The sequence below is a fragment of the Sphingomonas crusticola genome (assembly GCF_003391115.1).
GTDB lineage: Bacteria > Pseudomonadota > Alphaproteobacteria > Sphingomonadales > Sphingomonadaceae > Sphingomonas_I > Sphingomonas_I crusticola.
Genome location: NZ_QTJP01000001.1, coordinates 1,891,338 through 1,906,433 on the forward strand (window position 1 = coordinate 1,891,338; position 15,096 = coordinate 1,906,433).

Consider the following 15,096-nt stretch of genomic DNA (forward strand, 5'->3'; position numbering starts at 1 on the left):
CTAGCATTTCGAGCCGGGCGGTCACACCCGCATCGGCATCAGCACGTAGAGCGCGGGGGCCTTGTCATTCTCGCGGATCAATGTCGGCGCGGCGGCGTCGGCAAGGTGGACCTCCACCATGTCGCCGTCGATCTGGTTTAAGATGTCCAGCAGATAGCGCGCATTGAAGCCGATATCGAACGCGGTTGAGGCATAGTCGCCCGGCACTTCTTCCGCCGCCGTTCCGTTTTCCGGGCTGGTTACGGAAAGCGTGATCTTGTCGCGATCGAGGCTCATCTTGACGGCGCGCGTCTTCTCGCTGGCGATGGTGGCGACGCGATCGACGCCTTCCTCGAAGCTGCGCGGGTCAATGCGCAGCAACTTGTCGTTGGCGGTCGGGATGACGCGCGAATAGTCGGGGAAGGTGCCATCGATCAGCTTGGACGTCAGGATTGCGGTGCCGAGGCCGAAGCGGATCTTGGTCGGCGACAGCGATACCTCGACCGAGCCGTCGACTTCGTCCAGCAGCTTGCGCAGTTCCCCCACGCACTTACGCGGGATGATGACGTCGGGCATGCCCTCCGCCCCGTCGGGGCGCGCCACCGTGACGCGGGCGAGACGGTGACCGTCGGTCGCCGCCGCCTTCAGCACTGGCGTCGCATCGTCGGACACGTGCAGGAAGATGCCGTTCAGATAATAACGCGTCTCTTCGGTCGAGATGGCGAAGCGGGTCTTGTCGATGATCTGCTTGAGCGTCTCGGCCGGAAGATCGAAGCGGGTCGGCAATTCGCCTTCCGCGATCACCGGAAAATCCTCGCGCGGCAGCGTCTGCAAATTGAAGCGTGCGCGGCCGGCGACGACCTGCATCTTGCCTTCGGCGGCGGTGAGCTGGACCTGGCTGCCCTCCGCCATCTTGCGGGCAATATCGAACAGGGTGTGGGCGGCAACCGTGGTGGCGCCGGGAGTCTCGACCTGGGCCTCGATCGTCTCGACCACCTGCAGGTCGAGATCGGTCGCCATCAGGCGAAGCCCGCCCTCGGACGCCTCGATCAGCACATTCGACAGGATCGGGATAGTATTGCGCCGCTCGACGACAGACTGGATATGGCCCAGCGCCCTGAGCAGGATCGCCCGTTCGATCGTCGCCTTCATCGTGTCCCCCGGTCCCCGGTAGAATTTGGTCGGCCACTATAGCGCGGCGTTCGGGGCTGGCCAGAGGGGGCGCCACGAAAAAGGGCCGACGCAGCGCGCCGGCCCTTCCTCGCAATGCTGAGGCTTCAGAAGCGCAGGCCGATCCCGCCGACCACCTGGTTGCGCGTCACGCCCTGCTCGTAGTTCGAGTAGCGATACTCGGCCTTGACGAAGGCGCGGCTGCCGAGCGCATGCTCGACCCCGGCGCCGACGCGCACACCATCGAGATTGCCGTGCGCGAACGTGTCGGTGCCGGTGCCGCTCACGCCGTAGCGGGCGTTGGTGTAGCCTGCCTTGGCGTAGAGCAGGTTGGTGCCGCCGACGACCACGCCGACGCGGGCGCCGGCATAAAGGTCGCGCGAGGCATGCTCGGTCAGGGCGCCGACGCGCTCTTTCTGCGTCGAATCGGTCGCTTCGCCCTCGATGCCGATCACGGCGCCGCCGCGCTGGATATCGTAACCGGCGCCGACGCCATACAGAACGCCATCGTCGTGGCCATTATTCGCCTGAAGGCGGTCCCAGCCGCCGAGCGCCTCGACATGGGCGCCGGTGAAGGTTGGGCCGGACGCGGTGTCCTGCGCGAAAGCGGGGGCCGCTGCGGCCGAGGCCAGCAGGGCGGCAATGATGATTTTCGACATGACTTGATACTCCACATTCTTCTTGACGAGCCGCTCGTCCCCAGAGCGGGGCCGGCGCTAAGAGCCTGTACGGCTGACATTTTTATGAATGCTTCGGTCAGGTGAGGTTTAGGTTGCGGGCAGGATTGTGGCGGTGGATGGGAGGCCGATGCGGTTCCATCATTTCGTCCCTGGAATGTTACTGATCGGCGCGCTGGCAGCTCCGCTCGGCGCACGCGTGCTGATCGGCGGATTTGGCACATGGGCGGCGTTTTGCGACGAGCCGAGCAAATGTTTCGCGATTTCCCAGCCGGTCGAGCGCCGGGGCAATCCATTTCTGAATATTCTGGTGGGACGCGACCTGCGCGTGGAAGCGTATATCGGCGCGCCCGTGCGGGTAGCGAAGTTGCGTGTCGGCGCACTCAGCTTCGACCTGTCCGCAGCCGGGGAGGGAGCAGCCGCCGACGCGCGCATAAGCCGCCTTATCGTTGCGGCAATGCGGACGGGGGAGGCCCTGACGATCGTCGGCACGTCCACCACCGGTCGTCATTTCCGTCATCATTATCTGCTGTCGGGCGCACCCTCAGCGATCGATGCCGCCGCGATCGCCGCCGCCGGTGTGCGGGGTGGAAAAACCCGGGCATTTCGCTTAAGTAGGGGACTTCCATGAACGCTGTCATGCCTATCCCCGGTCTGGTCGATCCGGTTCCCGTCCCGCGTGACGCGGTCGTGCGCGCCGACGGACGGCGCGATCTGCTCGGCCGCTCTAAGGAAGCGCTGCGCGAAATGCTGGCGGAAGGCGGGCTCGACGCGAAGCAGGCCAAGCTGCGTGCCAAGCAATTGTGGCACTGGATCTACAATCGTGGCGCGACCGACTTTTCGGTCATGACCGACATTTCCAAGGTTATGCATCCCTGGCTTGCCGAGCGATTCGTTATCGGGCGGCCGGACGTGGTCGAGGCGCAGGTGTCGAGCGATGGCACGCGCAAATGGCTGCTGCGCTCGCCCGACGGCCACGATTACGAGATGGTGTTCATCCCCGATGCCGACCGCGGCACGCTGTGCGTATCGAGCCAGGTCGGCTGTACGCTCACCTGCACCTTCTGCCACACCGGCACGATGCGACTGGTGCGCAACCTTACCGCGGGCGAGATTGTCGGCCAGGTCATGCTGGCGCGCGACGCGCTTGGCGAATGGCCGAGTCAGCCCGAAGGTCGCCTGCTTACCAACATCGTGATGATGGGCATGGGCGAGCCGCTCTACAATTTCGATAACGTCCGCGATGCGCTCAAGCTGGTGATGGACGGCGACGGCCTCGCACTGTCAAAGCGGCGGATCACCTTGTCGACCTCCGGTGTGGTGCCGATGATGGCGCGGGCGGGCGAGGAGATCGGCGTCAACCTCGCCGTCTCGCTCCATGGCGTGACCAAAGAGATTCGCGACGAGTTGGTCCCGCTCAACAAGAAATACGGCATCGAAGAGCTGCTCGGTGCATGCGCCGCTTATCCCGGTGCCAACAATGCACGCCGCATCACCTTCGAATATGTGATGCTGAAGGGGCGGAACGACAGCGACGAGGATGCCCGCGAGCTGGTCCGTCTGCTCAGGAAGTATCAGCTGCCTGCCAAGGTGAACCTGATCCCGTTCAATCCGTGGCCGGGCGCTGCCTATGAATGCTCCGATCCGGAGCGGATCCGCAAATTTTCGAACATCATCTTCGAGGGCGGCATCTCCGCCCCCGTGCGCACGCCACGCGGGCGCGACATCGATGCGGCGTGCGGACAACTCAAGACGGCGGCGGAAAAGAAGAGTCGTGCCGAAAGGGACAGGGAAGCTGCCGAAAAAGCACTGGCAGGCGCGTAACTAGGCGTTAGATAAGCGCCATGCTGCTGTTCGATCGCGCTTTCAAGAAGCTCATCAGCCAGGGCGAGCTGACCGTCACCGACGCCGACGGCAAAGTCTATCATTATGGCTCGCCTTACCCGGGGCGCGATCCGGTAGCGGTCCGCTTCACCAACAAATCGACCTCCCGCAAGATTGTGATGTCGCCATCGCTCGGCGCAGGCGAAGCCTATATGGACGGCCGCCTGGTGATGGAGCAGGGCGATATCCACGCTTTGCTGGATCTGGTCACCTGGAACAACCGTTTCGAAAAGCGCACCGACGAACGCAACCTTGAGTCGAAGTCGAAGCTCCTGGGCGATCCGCTCGGCTGGCTGCGCACCTATAATCAGGAGCGGCGCTCCAAGCGTAACGTCGCGCATCATTACGATCTGTCGGCGCGGCTTTACGACCTCTTCCTCGACAGCGACCGCCAATATAGCTGCGCCTATTTCACGGATCGCGACAATAGTCTCGAACAGGCGCAGCTCGACAAGAAGGCGCATATCGCGGCCAAGCTCAACCTGCGCCCCGGGCTGAAGGTGCTCGACATCGGCTGCGGCTGGGGCGGCATGGCACTTTACCTGCACGAGAAGACGGGCGTCGAGGTGCTCGGCATCACCTTGTCCGAAGAGCAACTTAAGATCGCGCGTGAGCGCGCGCAGAAGGCCGGCGTCGCCGATAAGGTGAGGTTCGAGCTGATCGATTACCGCAAGGTCACCGGCAAGTTCGACCGGATCGTATCGGTTGGCATGTACGAGCATGTCGGCCCGGCGCATTTCCGCACCTACATCGCCAAATGCCGTTCCCTGCTGGTCGAGGACGGGGTGATGCTACTGCACACGATCGGGCGCATCGGCACGCGCCGCACGACCGACACATGGACAACCAAATATATCTTCCCCGGCGGCTATATCCCCACGCTTTCGGAAATGTCGGAGGCCGCCGAATCCGCGCGGATGATTACGGCGGATGTTGAAACGCTAAGGCTGCATTACGCCTATACGCTGGAGCATTGGCTGCGCCGTACGCAAGCGCACAAGGCCGATATCGAAGCGATGTACGATGCGCGCTTCTATCGCATGTGGGAATTCTACCTGGCGGGGGCGCTGACCGGGTTCGTCAACAGCTCGATGGTCAATTACCAGGTGCAATATATCCGCGATCGTTATGCCTTGCCGATCACGCGCGATTATATGGCCGAGGCGGAAGCCAAGCTGAGGGGCTGAGCCCCGTCAGCGCACCTCGCTGTCCGGCTCGGCCGTATCGTTGGATGGCGGCGTGCCTTGGTTTTCTTCTGCAGCCGGCTCAACCGTCCGCGGTTCGTCCGCGTGCTCGGTCTCCGCTTTAGCCTGGACGTTGACCGGCTCGGCGTCGTGCACGATCGGGGCCGGTCCCCGGCTTGCCGCGGTCGCCGCCGCCAGATCGTCGAGCGTTTTGGCGGAGGTAGCGTTGCGTTGAGCCGCATCCGCGTCCAGCGTCACGTCGGCCACGCCACCGCGGTTGCAAGCGGCCACCAAAAACAGAAGTCCGAGGGCAAGAGGACGGCTCACGTCTGAGGCTTGCTACCGGGCGGCGTGGGTTCGTCGCCCGGCATCGGAGCGGCGCTGTCGGGCAGCGGCGTTGCCGACGGCGCCGGCGCAGCACCCGGCTCGTCGCCCGGCATCGGGGCCGCCGTTTCCGGCAAGGCTGCATCCGGAGCGGGTGGCGAAGTCGCAGCATCGCCTGCCGGAGTCGGGACCGATTCGGAAACAGGCTGGCTGCCCGCGGGCAGATCCGAGTCTGATTCTTCGCCCTGGTCCACGATCGCGGCTGCCCGCCGTTGCAGGAAGGCGGAGCGCGCCGCTGCATAGGGATCGAGGCTGCTCTGGAGGAACGCGTCGCCCCCGCTCTCGGTCAGGTCGGATCGCCCGCTGATCACCTGCGCCGCTACGAAGCCGCGCTTGTACCATACGTCCACGTCCGCCTGGTTGACCGCGACCCGCACCGGATCGGCATAGGAAGCAACACCGGTGCCGACACCGTCACGCAGCGTCGATGGACCGAGCAGCGGCAGGACGAGATAGGGGCCGCCATTCACGCCCCAGCGCGCAAGCGTCTGTCCGAAATCTTCCGGAGCCGGCCGGATTTTCATCTTGCTTGCCTGATCGAACAAGCCACCGATGCCGATCGTCGTGTTGACGATGAACCGGCTGAGGTTGCGCACCGCGCGCTTGGGCTTGCCCTGCAGGATGTTGTTGATGAACGACCACGGCTCGGTCAGATTGGCGAACGCGTTGGTCACGCCCTGCCGCACGGGGCGGGGCGCCACGGCTCGATAGGCCTGACTGACCGGCTTGATGAGAACCTTGTCGGCGGCCATGTTGACCCCCCACACGCCGCGGTTGAACTTTTCCAGTGGATCGCGCTCGGCCAGGCGATTCTGGCCGGGGACGGTCGCACAGGCGCTCAGCACAAGCATGGCGGTGGCGGGGGCGAGCAGCCGTGCTGCGTTGCGGCGCGGGATCATGGCGCTGCGCCTGCCATAGCGGGCCGCGCTCCACAAGTATGAGCGTGCGCTTGGCGCTTGACGGCACGCCCTCGCGCAGGAAGGCTGGCAAGGCCATGACCTCTCCGCTTGCCATCTTCCGCGCGCTTGCCGATCCGACGCGGCTGCGCATCATCGCGCTGTTGCGGCGCATGGAATTGTCGGTCGGGGAACTGGCTCAGGTGCTTGGCCAGAGCCAGCCGCGGGTCTCGCGCCACGTGCGCATTCTCGCCGACGCCGGCCTTTGCGACCGGCGGCGCGAGGGCAGTTGGGTTTTTCTAGGCCTGGGCCGGGCCGCGAGCGCGCCGCTGCTGGCGATGATTGACGGTTGGCGCGACGCGGCAGCCGAACGTTGGGAAGTGGCCGACGGGGCCCGGCTGGAGGCGGTCCATGCCGATCGAGCGGCCGCAGCGCAGGCCTATTTCGATGCTCATGCTGCCGAATGGGATGCGATTCGCTCGCTTCATGTCGCCGAAGACGAGGTCGAGACGGCGATTACGGACCTATTGGCGGATGCGCCGATCGGCAGGATGGTTGATATCGGGACCGGCACAGGCCGCATGATCGAGTTATTGGGCGCAACCACCACCAGCGCGATCGGCATCGACCGCTCGCCCGAAATGTTGCGTTTCGCCCGTGCTCGCATGGGCCGCGCCGGCATCGAGCGCGTCGATCTGCGCCAGGGCGATATGTATGCCTTACCGCTCGACGACGGAGCCGCCGATATGGTCGTGCTGCACCAGGTCCTGCATTATGCGCAGGCGCCAGCCGCAGCGATCGCGGAGGCGGCGCGGCTGATCGGCCCCGACGGGCGGCTACTGATCGTCGACTTTGCCGCGCATGACCGCGACGATTTGCGTGAACGCGAGGGCCATGCGCGCCTCGGCTTCGACGACGAGCAGATGGCATCGTGGTTTGCGGCCGCCGGCCTGGAGCCGGCGCGGACGGTGGAACTGGCGGGCGGCGAATTGACCGTCAAACTGTGGCTGGCGCGGCGCAGCGTCGACACGCGGCGATTGCGGGCGGTGGGTTGATGATCAGGATTTTCTGGGCCGCGTTGCTGGCGCTGATGGCGGTGCCCGCGCAGGCGGCACAGCTGGAGCCCAATCATATTACGCCAAGCCTCGTTGCCGAGACGATGACGCCGGCGGCGGGCAGCAAGGTCGCGCTGGCGTTCATCATGAAGCCCGCGCCGCAATGGCATGGCTATTGGAAGAATCCCGGAGATGCCGGGCTCGAGACACGGGTGGCGTGGACCGCGCCGAAAGGGCTTGCGTTCGGGCCGCTGCAATATCCGGTGCCGCAAACCCTGCTGATCGCCGGGCTGATGAACTATGTCTACGAACGCGACTATGCCGAACTGGTGAAGCTTGATGTGCCGGCAGGACTGGCCAAGGGCACCACGCTGCCGATCACCGTGAAGCTCGATTGGCTGGCATGCAATCCGCAGACCTGCGTGCCGGAGACGGCGACGCTCGCGATCACGCTCACGACCGGCGACGGTGCGGTCGCGCCTTCGGCGCGCAGCCAGTTCGATCGCTGGCGCGCTGCTTTGCCCAAGCCGCTTGGCGCCGACGCCCATTTCGCCGTTGCAGATGGGCGCTTTCGGTTGGAGGTCCCGTTTCCGGCCGCGACGGCAACGGATCGGCCTTATTTCTTCCCGTTGACCGATGGCGCGATCGATTATGCCGCGCCGCAAACGGCGTCTCGCGACGGCGACCGGCTGGTGATCGAGACCGCGGCCAAGGCCAATGTACCGGGCAAAGTCGAGGGGCTATTGCGGGTCGGGCCGAGCACCGGGCTGATGCTGACCGCCATGCCGGGCAAGATCACGCCTGTCTCGCAGGCAAGTGGCGACGGCGGGCTACGGACCTTCCTGACGGCCCTCGGCGGGGCGATCCTGGGCGGGCTGTTGCTCAACATCATGCCGTGCGTCTTCCCGATCCTGAGCCTCAAGGCGCTGAGCCTCGCACGGGCCGGAGGGACCGAGCACGAAGCGCGGCGCGAGGCGCTGGCCTATACGGCCGGGGTGGTGTTGATATGCGCCGGTCTCGGTGCGGGCTTGCTGGCCCTGCGCGCAGCGGGCGGCCTGGCCGGATGGGCATTCCAGCTGCAGGATCCGCGTGTGATCGCCGTGCTGCTGCTGCTGGTGCTGGCGGTCGGGCTGAACCTGGCCGGCTTGTTTGAACTGCCGGTGCTTTCGGGAGGCGGCAAGCTGGCCGGAGCCGGCGGGCTGCAGGGCGCCTTCTGGACGGGGGCGCTGGCCGCCTTCGTCGCCACCCCGTGCAGCGGACCGTTCATGGGCGTGGCGCTCGGCGCCGCGCTGCTGTTGCCCGCCGCCGGAGCAATGGCGATCTTCATCGGACTAGGCGTGGGACTGGCTTTGCCCTTCCTGTTGCTGGGCTTCGTCCCCGCACTGCGGCGCTGGCTGCCGCGGCCCGGCGTGTGGATGGACCTGTTTCGGCATATCCTGTCCGTGCCGATGCTGGTCACCGCGTTGGGTTTGGCGTGGATCCTGGGGAGGCAAGCGGGAGTGGACGGAATGACGGTCGGTCTGGCGGCGGCGTTGGCGATCGCTCTTGGGCTGTGGTGGGCCGGGCTACGTCAGACGGCAATGAAATCCGGAGCGTGGTGGCCGGTCTTTGCGGCCTTGCTGCTGGCGGCTGGCCTGATCGCGATCATGCCGCGCGATGGGGCGGTGGCAGCGACGGTAAGCAAGGGCAATGAGAAATTCAGCGAGACACGTCTGGCTGAGCTGCGCAAGGAAGGGCGTCCGGTCCTGCTCTATTTCACCGCCGATTGGTGCCTGACCTGCAAGGTCAACGAAAAGGCGGCAATCGAGCGCGACGAGGTGAAACAGGCCTTTGCAACCAAACATGTCGCGGTGATGGTCGGTGACTGGACCCGGGGGGACCCGGCGATTAGCCGCTTCCTGTCGCAACACGGGCGCTCGGGCGTGCCCTTCTACCTCTTCTATCCGGCCGGCGGAGGCGAACCCCGCGAGCTGCCCCAGATCCTGACGCCGGGACTGCTCGCGGGATTGAGCTGAATTTAGAGGTTGGCGCCGCCGCTGACTTCCAGCGAGCGACCGTCAACCCAGCGCGACTGATCCGAAGCAAGGAATAATACGGCATCGGCGATGTCGTCTGGCTGACCGATCCGCTTCAGCGCCTGCAGGTTCTTGATATAATCGCGTCCCTCTTCGGTGCCGAGGAAGGCTTGCGCCATGTCCGTGTCGATCGCGCCCGGTGCGATGGCATTCACGCGGATACCGCGCGGCCCGAGTTCCTTCGCGAAATTGCGGGTCAGAACCTCGATTGCGCCCTTGGTAGCGGAATAAGCGGCCGTGCCATCGAATGCGGCCCGGGCGACCACCGACGAGAGCAAGATGATCCGAGAACCTTCGCCCAGGATCGGCAGCAATTGCTGAACGAGGAAGAAGGGCGCGCGAACGTTCACTGCGAATTGGCGATCGAACTCTTCGACCGTTTCCTCTTCGATGCTCGCGAGATTGGCGACGCCGGCATTGGCGACGAGAATGTCGAGCCGGTCGATGCCCAGCCCACGAACGGCGTCTGCAAGTTTATGAGCGCCGTCGGCGGCGGCGAGGTCGCCGCCGACTGCCTCGGCCTGGCCGCCCTTGGCACGGATATCGGCGACGAGGCTGTCGGCGGCGTCGCGGCTGGCGCTGTAATGGACGATCACCCGGGCACCGGCTTCGGCCAGGCGGGCGGCGGTGGCACGGCCAAGGCCGCGCGAGGCACCGGTCACGAGGGCAATCTGATTGGTAAGGTCGGTCATGGTACGTCTCCCTGAGGAAACTGCCAGATAAGCTTATTCGTTACGGACCCCACGCACAGATTCTATACCATACGTTACAGAATGTTTAGTGGATTAGCTGCCAGTCCGTACCCAGGCGCGAACGCCGCCGATCCATGTCTCCAATACCTTAGTCTCCCGCAATGCGCGCGAATCGATTTGGAACGGATCGCGGTCGAGCAGGATGAAATCGGCGAAATGACCGGGCGTAAGGCTGCCAATGCGATCTTCGGCCTTGGCGGCATAAGCGGCGCCGGTGGTGAAGGCCGCCAAGGCCTGCGTCAGGCTGATCTTCTCCTCGGGCAGAAAGCCGCCCGGGGGATCGCCCGCCGCGTCCTCCCGCGTGACTGCATCGGCCATGCCCGGGAAGGGGTTGGGATTTTCGACCGGATAGTCGGATCCGAAGGCGAGCGTGACGTGATTGTCCAGCATCGTCTTCCACGCATATGCGCCCTTGAGCCGGCCCGGCCCGAGCCGTTTGACCGCCATGATGTGATCCGAGGTGGCGTGGGTCGGCTGCATCGATGCCACGACCTTATATTTGGCGAAGCGCGGCAGATCGGCGGGATCGATAATCTGCGCATGCTCGATCCGCCAGCGGCGGTCACCTTCGTACGTCGCCGACAACTCCTCGATCGCATCCAGCACCTGCGCGTTGGCGGCGTCGCCGATCGCATGAACCGCCACTTGGAACCCGTCCATCGCGGCGCGGCTCATCAGATTCTTGATCTTCGCATCATCCAGGAATTGCAGGCCGCGGGTGTTGGACATGTCGCTATACGGCTGCTTGAGCCATGCGCCGCGCGAGCCGAGCGCGCCGTCGGCATAAAGCTTCACCCCGATCATCCGCAGCCGACCGTCGTAGAGCCACGGCGTCGGCTGGGATCCGGCGATGGTGAGCACCGCATCGACGCCCATGCCGTAGCTGGTGATGCGGACACGCAGACGGCCGGCGTCGCCCAACCGCCGCATCGATTCCCAATCGTTGACGTCGGTGCCCATGTCGCTGGTCGCGGTGACGCCGTCGGCGATCAATATGTCCTGTGCCTTGGCGATCGCGGCATCGCGCTCGCGCGGCAAAGGCAGCGGCGCGGCTTTCTCGACGAGAGCCCTCGCGGCGTCGACGAAGAGGCCGGTGGGGCTGCCCTTCGCATCGCGCTCGATCCGGCCGCCGGGCGGATCCTGCGTGCGCGCAGTAATGCCCGCCGCCGCCATTGCCGCGCTATTGGCGAGGATGGCATGGCCGTCGACGCGCTCCAGCAGTGCTGGACGGTCCTTGGTAAAGGGATCGAGGTCGGCTGCCGTAGGAAAGCGGCCGAGCTTCCACTTCTCTTGGTTCCAGCCGCCGCCGCGGATCCAGGCAGGCGTCTCATGCTCGGCTGCGTAGCGTTGCAGCTTACGCTGGGCGTCTTCCAAAGTGGTCGTCTCGGTCAGGTCGAGGCTGAGCGCCTGGAAGCCGAGGCCGGAAATGTGGCCATGTGCGTCGTTCAAACCGGGGAGCAAGGTGCGGCGCTGGCCGTCGAGGCGAAAATCGGGCCGCTCGGGCCTCGCCTCGCCATCGTGCAGCAGCTTGGCCACGCGCCCGTCGCGGCCGATCAGCAGACCGTTAAAGCGCTCAAGGTTTCCCTGCGCGTCGATCGTGTAGCCGTTGACGTTATCCACCAGTCCCTGCGGCGTGACCGGGATTTCAAGTGCGGGCAGTTGCTTGCGCGCCGCCACTGGCGCAGCGGCGAGCAGCATGATGAGGGTGAGAGTGATCACGCGCCTCATCGGCCGAGTCTCCGCACGATCGAGGATGTGTCCTGGCGACCGCCGCCCAGCTGCTGCACCTCGGCGTAAAATTGGTCCACCAATGCCGCGACCGGCAAGGTCGCGCCGTTGCTGCGCGCCTCCTCCAGCGCGAGGCCCAGATCCTTGCGCATCCAATCGACCGCGAAGCCGAAATCGAATTGATCCTGCGCCATCGTCGCCCAGCGATTCTGCATCTGCCAGCTTCCCGCGGCGCCCGCCGAGATCGCCTCGAATACCTTGCCGGTGTCGAGACCCGCGGCTTGGGCGAAGCGCAGCGATTCGGCCACACCCTGGATTACCCCCGCGATCGCAATCTGGTTGCACATCTTGGCCGTCTGGCCGGCGCCGGCTTCGCCGACATGGACGATGCGCGCGGCATAAGCTTGCATCAGCGGCTCGGCATGGTCGAACGCCTCATGCGTTGCGCCGCACATGATGGCGAGCTTGCCATTTTCCGCGCCGGCCTGGCCGCCCGATACCGGCGCATCGACCACCAGCAAGCCGCGCTCCTGCCCCTCCACGGCAAGTCGGCGGGCGATGTGGGCGGAGACGGTCGTGTGGTCGACGAACAGTGCACCCGGACGCATCGCCCCGAAGGCGCCGTCTTCGCCAAGCGTCACCTCTTCCAGATCATGATCCGCCCCAACGCAGGCGAAAACCGCATCCGCACCCTCAGAAGCAAGAGCCGGGGTCGCGGCGCTCTTGCCGGAATATTTGGCCAGCCATGCTGCGGCTTTGTCGCCGCTGCGATTATAGATGGTCACGTCGTGTCCGGCAGCGGCGAGATGTCCGGCGATCGGCGCGCCCATCACGCCCATTCCGATGAACCCAATTTTTGCCATGGTGCTCCCGATGCTTCGCGCGTCGCCTGTCGCTGCCGTCCACAACGCGCAGAATGGGTCCCTTACGGCGGCGCTGGGACGCGCGCCAGCACCCGGGGTTCAAAAAGCGGCGCGATGCGCCTAGGGGCAGGCCTATGGCCACGCTTACCAAGTCCGCCGCAGCCGACCCGCTGCCCATAACTCTCGACGATGTTCGTGCCGCGCACGCGCGCATCGCCGCGTCGATCGTGCGGACGCCGACGCTTATTAGCCGCACGCTGGGTCAGCTCACGGGCGCGACCGTTTATCTCAAATTCGAGAATTTGCAGTTCACCGCCGCTTATAAAGAGCGCGGCGCGCTCAATAAGTTGCTGCAGATGGACGACGCCGCGCGCACCCGCGGCGTGATTGCGGCCTCGGCCGGCAATCATGCCCAGGGGCTAGCCTATCATGGCGCACGCCTCGGCATTCCGGTCACGATCGTGATGCCGCGCACCACCCCCAACGTTAAGGTCAGCCAGACCCAGGGCCATGGCGCGACCGTGATCCTGCACGGCGAGAATGTGGACGATTCGCTGGCGCATGCGCGCGAACTGGCGTCCGAGCGCGGCCTGACCATCGTTCACCCGTTCAATGACGAGCAGGTGATTGCGGGCCAGGGCACGGTCGCGCTGGAGATGCTGGCGGCGGCGCCCGACATCGACACGATGATCATCCCGATTGGCGGCGGCGGGCTGATCTCCGGTTGCGCGACGGTTGCCAAGGCGCAGGGCAACATCGAGGTGATCGGCGTCGAGGCCGAGCTCTATCCGTCCATGTATAATCGCATCAAGGGCACCAGCCTGCCTTGCCACGGCGACACGCTCGCCGAGGGCATTGCGGTGAAGGAACCGGGCTCGATCACATCGGGGATCGTCACGCAGCTTGTCGACGATATCGTCCTGGTCTCGGAGCGCTCGTTGGAGCAGGCAGTGTCGCTGCTGCTGCAGATCGAGAAGACAGTTGTCGAAGGCGCGGGCGCGGCGGGGCTGGCTGCGTTGTTCGCCTATCCCGACCGCTTTGCCGGCAAGACCGTGGGCATCGTGCTATGCGGCGGCAATATCGACACCCGCCTGCTCGCCAACGTGCTGTTGCGTGACCTTGCCCGCTCCGGCCGGCTCGCGCGCCTGCGCATCAAGCTGCAGGATCGGCCGGGCGCGCTCTACAATGTCGCGCGCATCTTCGATCAAGAGCAGGTCAACATCATCGAGGTCTATCACCAGCGCGTCTTTTCGACGCTGCCGGCGAAGGGCCTGATCACCGATATCGAGTGCGAAACGCGCGATGCGGCCCATCTCGCGCGCCTGATGGCGGCTCTCGAGGCAGAGGGATATGACGCCAGCCCGGTCGAACTCGCCTGAGGACCGTAACGACTATGCGGTGAATTGACGCGCCGTCGATAACTTAGGTGGTGAATCGGCTTTTCATCCCACTCCGGGAACGGCATAATCGACAGACCGGGGCCATAGGGCGAGGCGCGTGTAAGCGGTGAGTGCGCAGTTCAAATTTCCGAGGTTCTTCGTCACCTCGCCTGCGCCATGCCCCTATCTGCCGGGGCGGACGGAGCGCAAGGTTTTCACCGAACTGGCCGGCAGTCATGCCGCCGAGTTGAACGAAGCGCTGGGCCGGATCGGCTTTCGGCGCAGTCAGGGTGTTGCCTATCGCCCGAGTTGCACCGATTGCCAGGCCTGCGTCTCGGTGCGGGTGGTGGCAAGTGAGTTCAGCCCCAATGCTACCCAACGCAAGCAGATGCGCCGCCACGCGGATCTCGTGGTAAATATGTGCGAGCCGTGGACGACCGAAGAGCAATTCTCGCTGCTGCGTCGCTATCTCGCCGCGCGCCACCCGGGCGGGGGCATGGCCGAGATGGACGAGCTCGATTTTGCCGACATGGTCGAGCAGACGCCGGTCACCACCTTCATGATCGAATATCGTGAGCCGCCGCAGGGTGGACGGCCTGGGAAGCTGGTCGGCGCCTGCCTGACCGATCAGCAGTCAGACGGCCTGTCGATGGTCTACAGCTTCTTCGATCCCGCGCACGAGACGCGGCCGGGGCTCGGGACCTTCATCATTCTCGACCATATTCAGCGCGCTCGCGCCGCGCGCCTGTCGTTCGTTTATCTCGGCTATTGGGTGAAGGGCTCGGCGCGGATGCAATATAAGGTCCGCTTCCAGCCGATCGAGCGGCTTGGCCCCAATGGCTGGCGCCGGTTCGATACGGCCGAGACCGGACCGGAGCTGCCGCCCGTCAGGGGCGGCATGAAATTTCCCAAGCTCTAATTCATCCATCAGGGTGGCGGGCTGTTCCCAGCCGCCAGAGACAGAAAGAGGTCGACCTGGCCGTCTACGCGTGCAGCTCGCGAAGCCGCGCGCGTCGGGCTTTTCCGCGCCTGCGTACTGCGGCAGGAGTTGAGGTGGACCGGGATAGCGC

Annotated in this window: 14 protein-coding genes; 7 read left to right on the forward strand and 7 right to left on the reverse strand. The window is 65.2% G+C overall.

Annotated features, from left to right (window positions below; genetic code table 11):
• Positions 1-21: 21 nt before the first annotated feature.
• Together dnaN and DX905_RS08955 are read right to left on the reverse strand one after the other, a co-directional pair.
• Positions 22-1,131 carry a DNA polymerase III subunit beta gene (gene dnaN / locus DX905_RS08950; RefSeq protein WP_116091047.1) on the reverse strand — a complete coding sequence of 370 codons (1,110 nt, stop codon included), beginning with the start codon at positions 1,129-1,131 and terminating at the stop codon, positions 22-24.
• A 125-nt stretch (positions 1,132-1,256) separates the two neighbouring features.
• Positions 1,257-1,808, reverse strand: coding sequence for an outer membrane protein (locus tag DX905_RS08955; protein WP_116091048.1), 552 nt, complete (start codon positions 1,806-1,808; stop codon positions 1,257-1,259).
• 217 nt (positions 1,809-2,025) lie between these two features.
• Here DX905_RS08955 and DX905_RS08960 point away from each other — a divergent pair, with 217 nt between their 5' ends.
• Genes DX905_RS08960 through DX905_RS08970 form a run of 3 tightly spaced genes read left to right on the forward strand, consistent with a single transcriptional unit; the run spans position 2,026 to position 4,897 of the window.
• Positions 2,026-2,457, forward strand: a complete 432-nt coding sequence (locus DX905_RS08960) for a hypothetical protein (RefSeq protein ID WP_162875537.1) — start codon at positions 2,026-2,028, stop codon at positions 2,455-2,457.
• 8 nt (positions 2,458-2,465) lie between these two features.
• Positions 2,466-3,650 carry a dual-specificity RNA methyltransferase RlmN gene (gene rlmN, locus DX905_RS08965; protein ID WP_116092437.1) on the forward strand — a complete coding sequence of 395 codons (1,185 nt, stop codon included), beginning with the start codon at positions 2,466-2,468 and terminating at the stop codon, positions 3,648-3,650.
• 20 nt (positions 3,651-3,670) lie between these two features.
• Positions 3,671-4,897, forward strand: a complete 1,227-nt coding sequence (locus DX905_RS08970) for an SAM-dependent methyltransferase (RefSeq protein ID WP_116091050.1) — start codon at positions 3,671-3,673, stop codon at positions 4,895-4,897.
• A gap of 6 nt (positions 4,898-4,903) precedes the next feature.
• Here DX905_RS08970 and DX905_RS08975 read toward each other — a convergent pair whose 3' ends face one another.
• Positions 4,904-5,221: a hypothetical protein gene (locus tag DX905_RS08975; protein ID WP_205412227.1), complete on the reverse strand. Its 318-nt coding sequence runs from the start codon at positions 5,219-5,221 to the stop codon at positions 4,904-4,906.
• Positions 5,218-6,177 (reverse strand): MlaA family lipoprotein, encoded by a 960-nt coding sequence (locus tag DX905_RS08980; RefSeq protein ID WP_116092438.1) that lies wholly within the window; start codon positions 6,175-6,177, stop codon positions 5,218-5,220. Before DX905_RS08980 ends, DX905_RS08975 begins: the two co-directional genes overlap by 4 nt.
• Positions 6,178-6,272: 95 nt before the next feature.
• Between DX905_RS08980 and DX905_RS08985 the strand changes: the two genes are divergently transcribed.
• Entirely contained in the window at positions 6,273-7,229 is a 957-nt protein-coding gene (locus tag DX905_RS08985; RefSeq protein ID WP_116092439.1) for an ArsR/SmtB family transcription factor, read from the forward strand.
• Positions 7,229-9,244, forward strand: a complete 2,016-nt coding sequence (locus DX905_RS08990) for a protein-disulfide reductase DsbD family protein (protein WP_205412228.1) — start codon at positions 7,229-7,231, stop codon at positions 9,242-9,244. Before DX905_RS08985 ends, DX905_RS08990 begins: the two co-directional genes overlap by 1 nt.
• Positions 9,245-9,246: 2 nt before the next feature.
• Here DX905_RS08990 and DX905_RS08995 read toward each other — a convergent pair whose 3' ends face one another.
• The 3 genes from DX905_RS08995 to DX905_RS09005 all read right to left on the reverse strand — a co-directional run bounded on the left by DX905_RS08995 (position 9,247) and on the right by DX905_RS09005 (position 12,647).
• On the reverse strand, positions 9,247-9,996 hold the full coding sequence (locus DX905_RS08995) for an SDR family NAD(P)-dependent oxidoreductase (protein ID WP_116091052.1): 750 nt from the start codon (positions 9,994-9,996) through the stop codon (positions 9,247-9,249).
• 93 nt (positions 9,997-10,089) lie between these two features.
• Complete coding sequence (locus tag DX905_RS09000) at positions 10,090-11,784, reverse strand: amidohydrolase (protein ID WP_116091053.1); 1,695 nt, start codon at positions 11,782-11,784, stop codon at positions 10,090-10,092.
• Positions 11,781-12,647, reverse strand: a complete 867-nt coding sequence (locus DX905_RS09005; protein ID WP_116091054.1) for an NAD(P)-dependent oxidoreductase — start codon at positions 12,645-12,647, stop codon at positions 11,781-11,783. The genes DX905_RS09000 and DX905_RS09005 overlap by 4 nt, the downstream gene beginning before the upstream one ends.
• Before the next feature lie 134 nt (positions 12,648-12,781).
• Here DX905_RS09005 and DX905_RS09010 point away from each other — a divergent pair, with 134 nt between their 5' ends.
• Entirely contained in the window at positions 12,782-14,026 is a 1,245-nt protein-coding gene (locus DX905_RS09010) for a threonine ammonia-lyase (RefSeq protein ID WP_116091055.1), read from the forward strand.
• Between the two features lie 127 nt (positions 14,027-14,153).
• Positions 14,154-14,945, forward strand: a complete 792-nt coding sequence (locus tag DX905_RS09015) for an arginyltransferase (protein ID WP_116091056.1) — start codon at positions 14,154-14,156, stop codon at positions 14,943-14,945.
• Positions 14,946-15,096 lie beyond the last annotated feature (151 nt).

Coding starts and splice junctions, on each gene's coding strand:
- dnaN (WP_116091047.1), bottom strand. CDS start 1,131: ATGAAGGCGACGATCGAACGGGCGATCCTGCTCAGGGCGCTGGGCCAT.
- DX905_RS08955 (WP_116091048.1), bottom strand. CDS start 1,808: ATGTCGAAAATCATCATTGCCGCCCTGCTGGCCTCGGCCGCAGCGGCC.
- rlmN (WP_116092437.1), top strand. CDS start 2,466: ATGCCTATCCCCGGTCTGGTCGATCCGGTTCCCGTCCCGCGTGACGCG.
- DX905_RS08970 (WP_116091050.1), top strand. CDS start 3,671: ATGCTGCTGTTCGATCGCGCTTTCAAGAAGCTCATCAGCCAGGGCGAG.
- DX905_RS08980 (WP_116092438.1), bottom strand. CDS start 6,177: ATGATCCCGCGCCGCAACGCAGCACGGCTGCTCGCCCCCGCCACCGCC.
- DX905_RS08985 (WP_116092439.1), top strand. CDS start 6,273: ATGACCTCTCCGCTTGCCATCTTCCGCGCGCTTGCCGATCCGACGCGG.
- DX905_RS08990 (WP_205412228.1), top strand. CDS start 7,229: ATGATCAGGATTTTCTGGGCCGCGTTGCTGGCGCTGATGGCGGTGCCC.
- DX905_RS08995 (WP_116091052.1), bottom strand. CDS start 9,996: ATGACCGACCTTACCAATCAGATTGCCCTCGTGACCGGTGCCTCGCGC.
- DX905_RS09000 (WP_116091053.1), bottom strand. CDS start 11,784: ATGAGGCGCGTGATCACTCTCACCCTCATCATGCTGCTCGCCGCTGCG.
- DX905_RS09005 (WP_116091054.1), bottom strand. CDS start 12,647: ATGGCAAAAATTGGGTTCATCGGAATGGGCGTGATGGGCGCGCCGATC.
- DX905_RS09010 (WP_116091055.1), top strand. CDS start 12,782: ATGGCCACGCTTACCAAGTCCGCCGCAGCCGACCCGCTGCCCATAACT.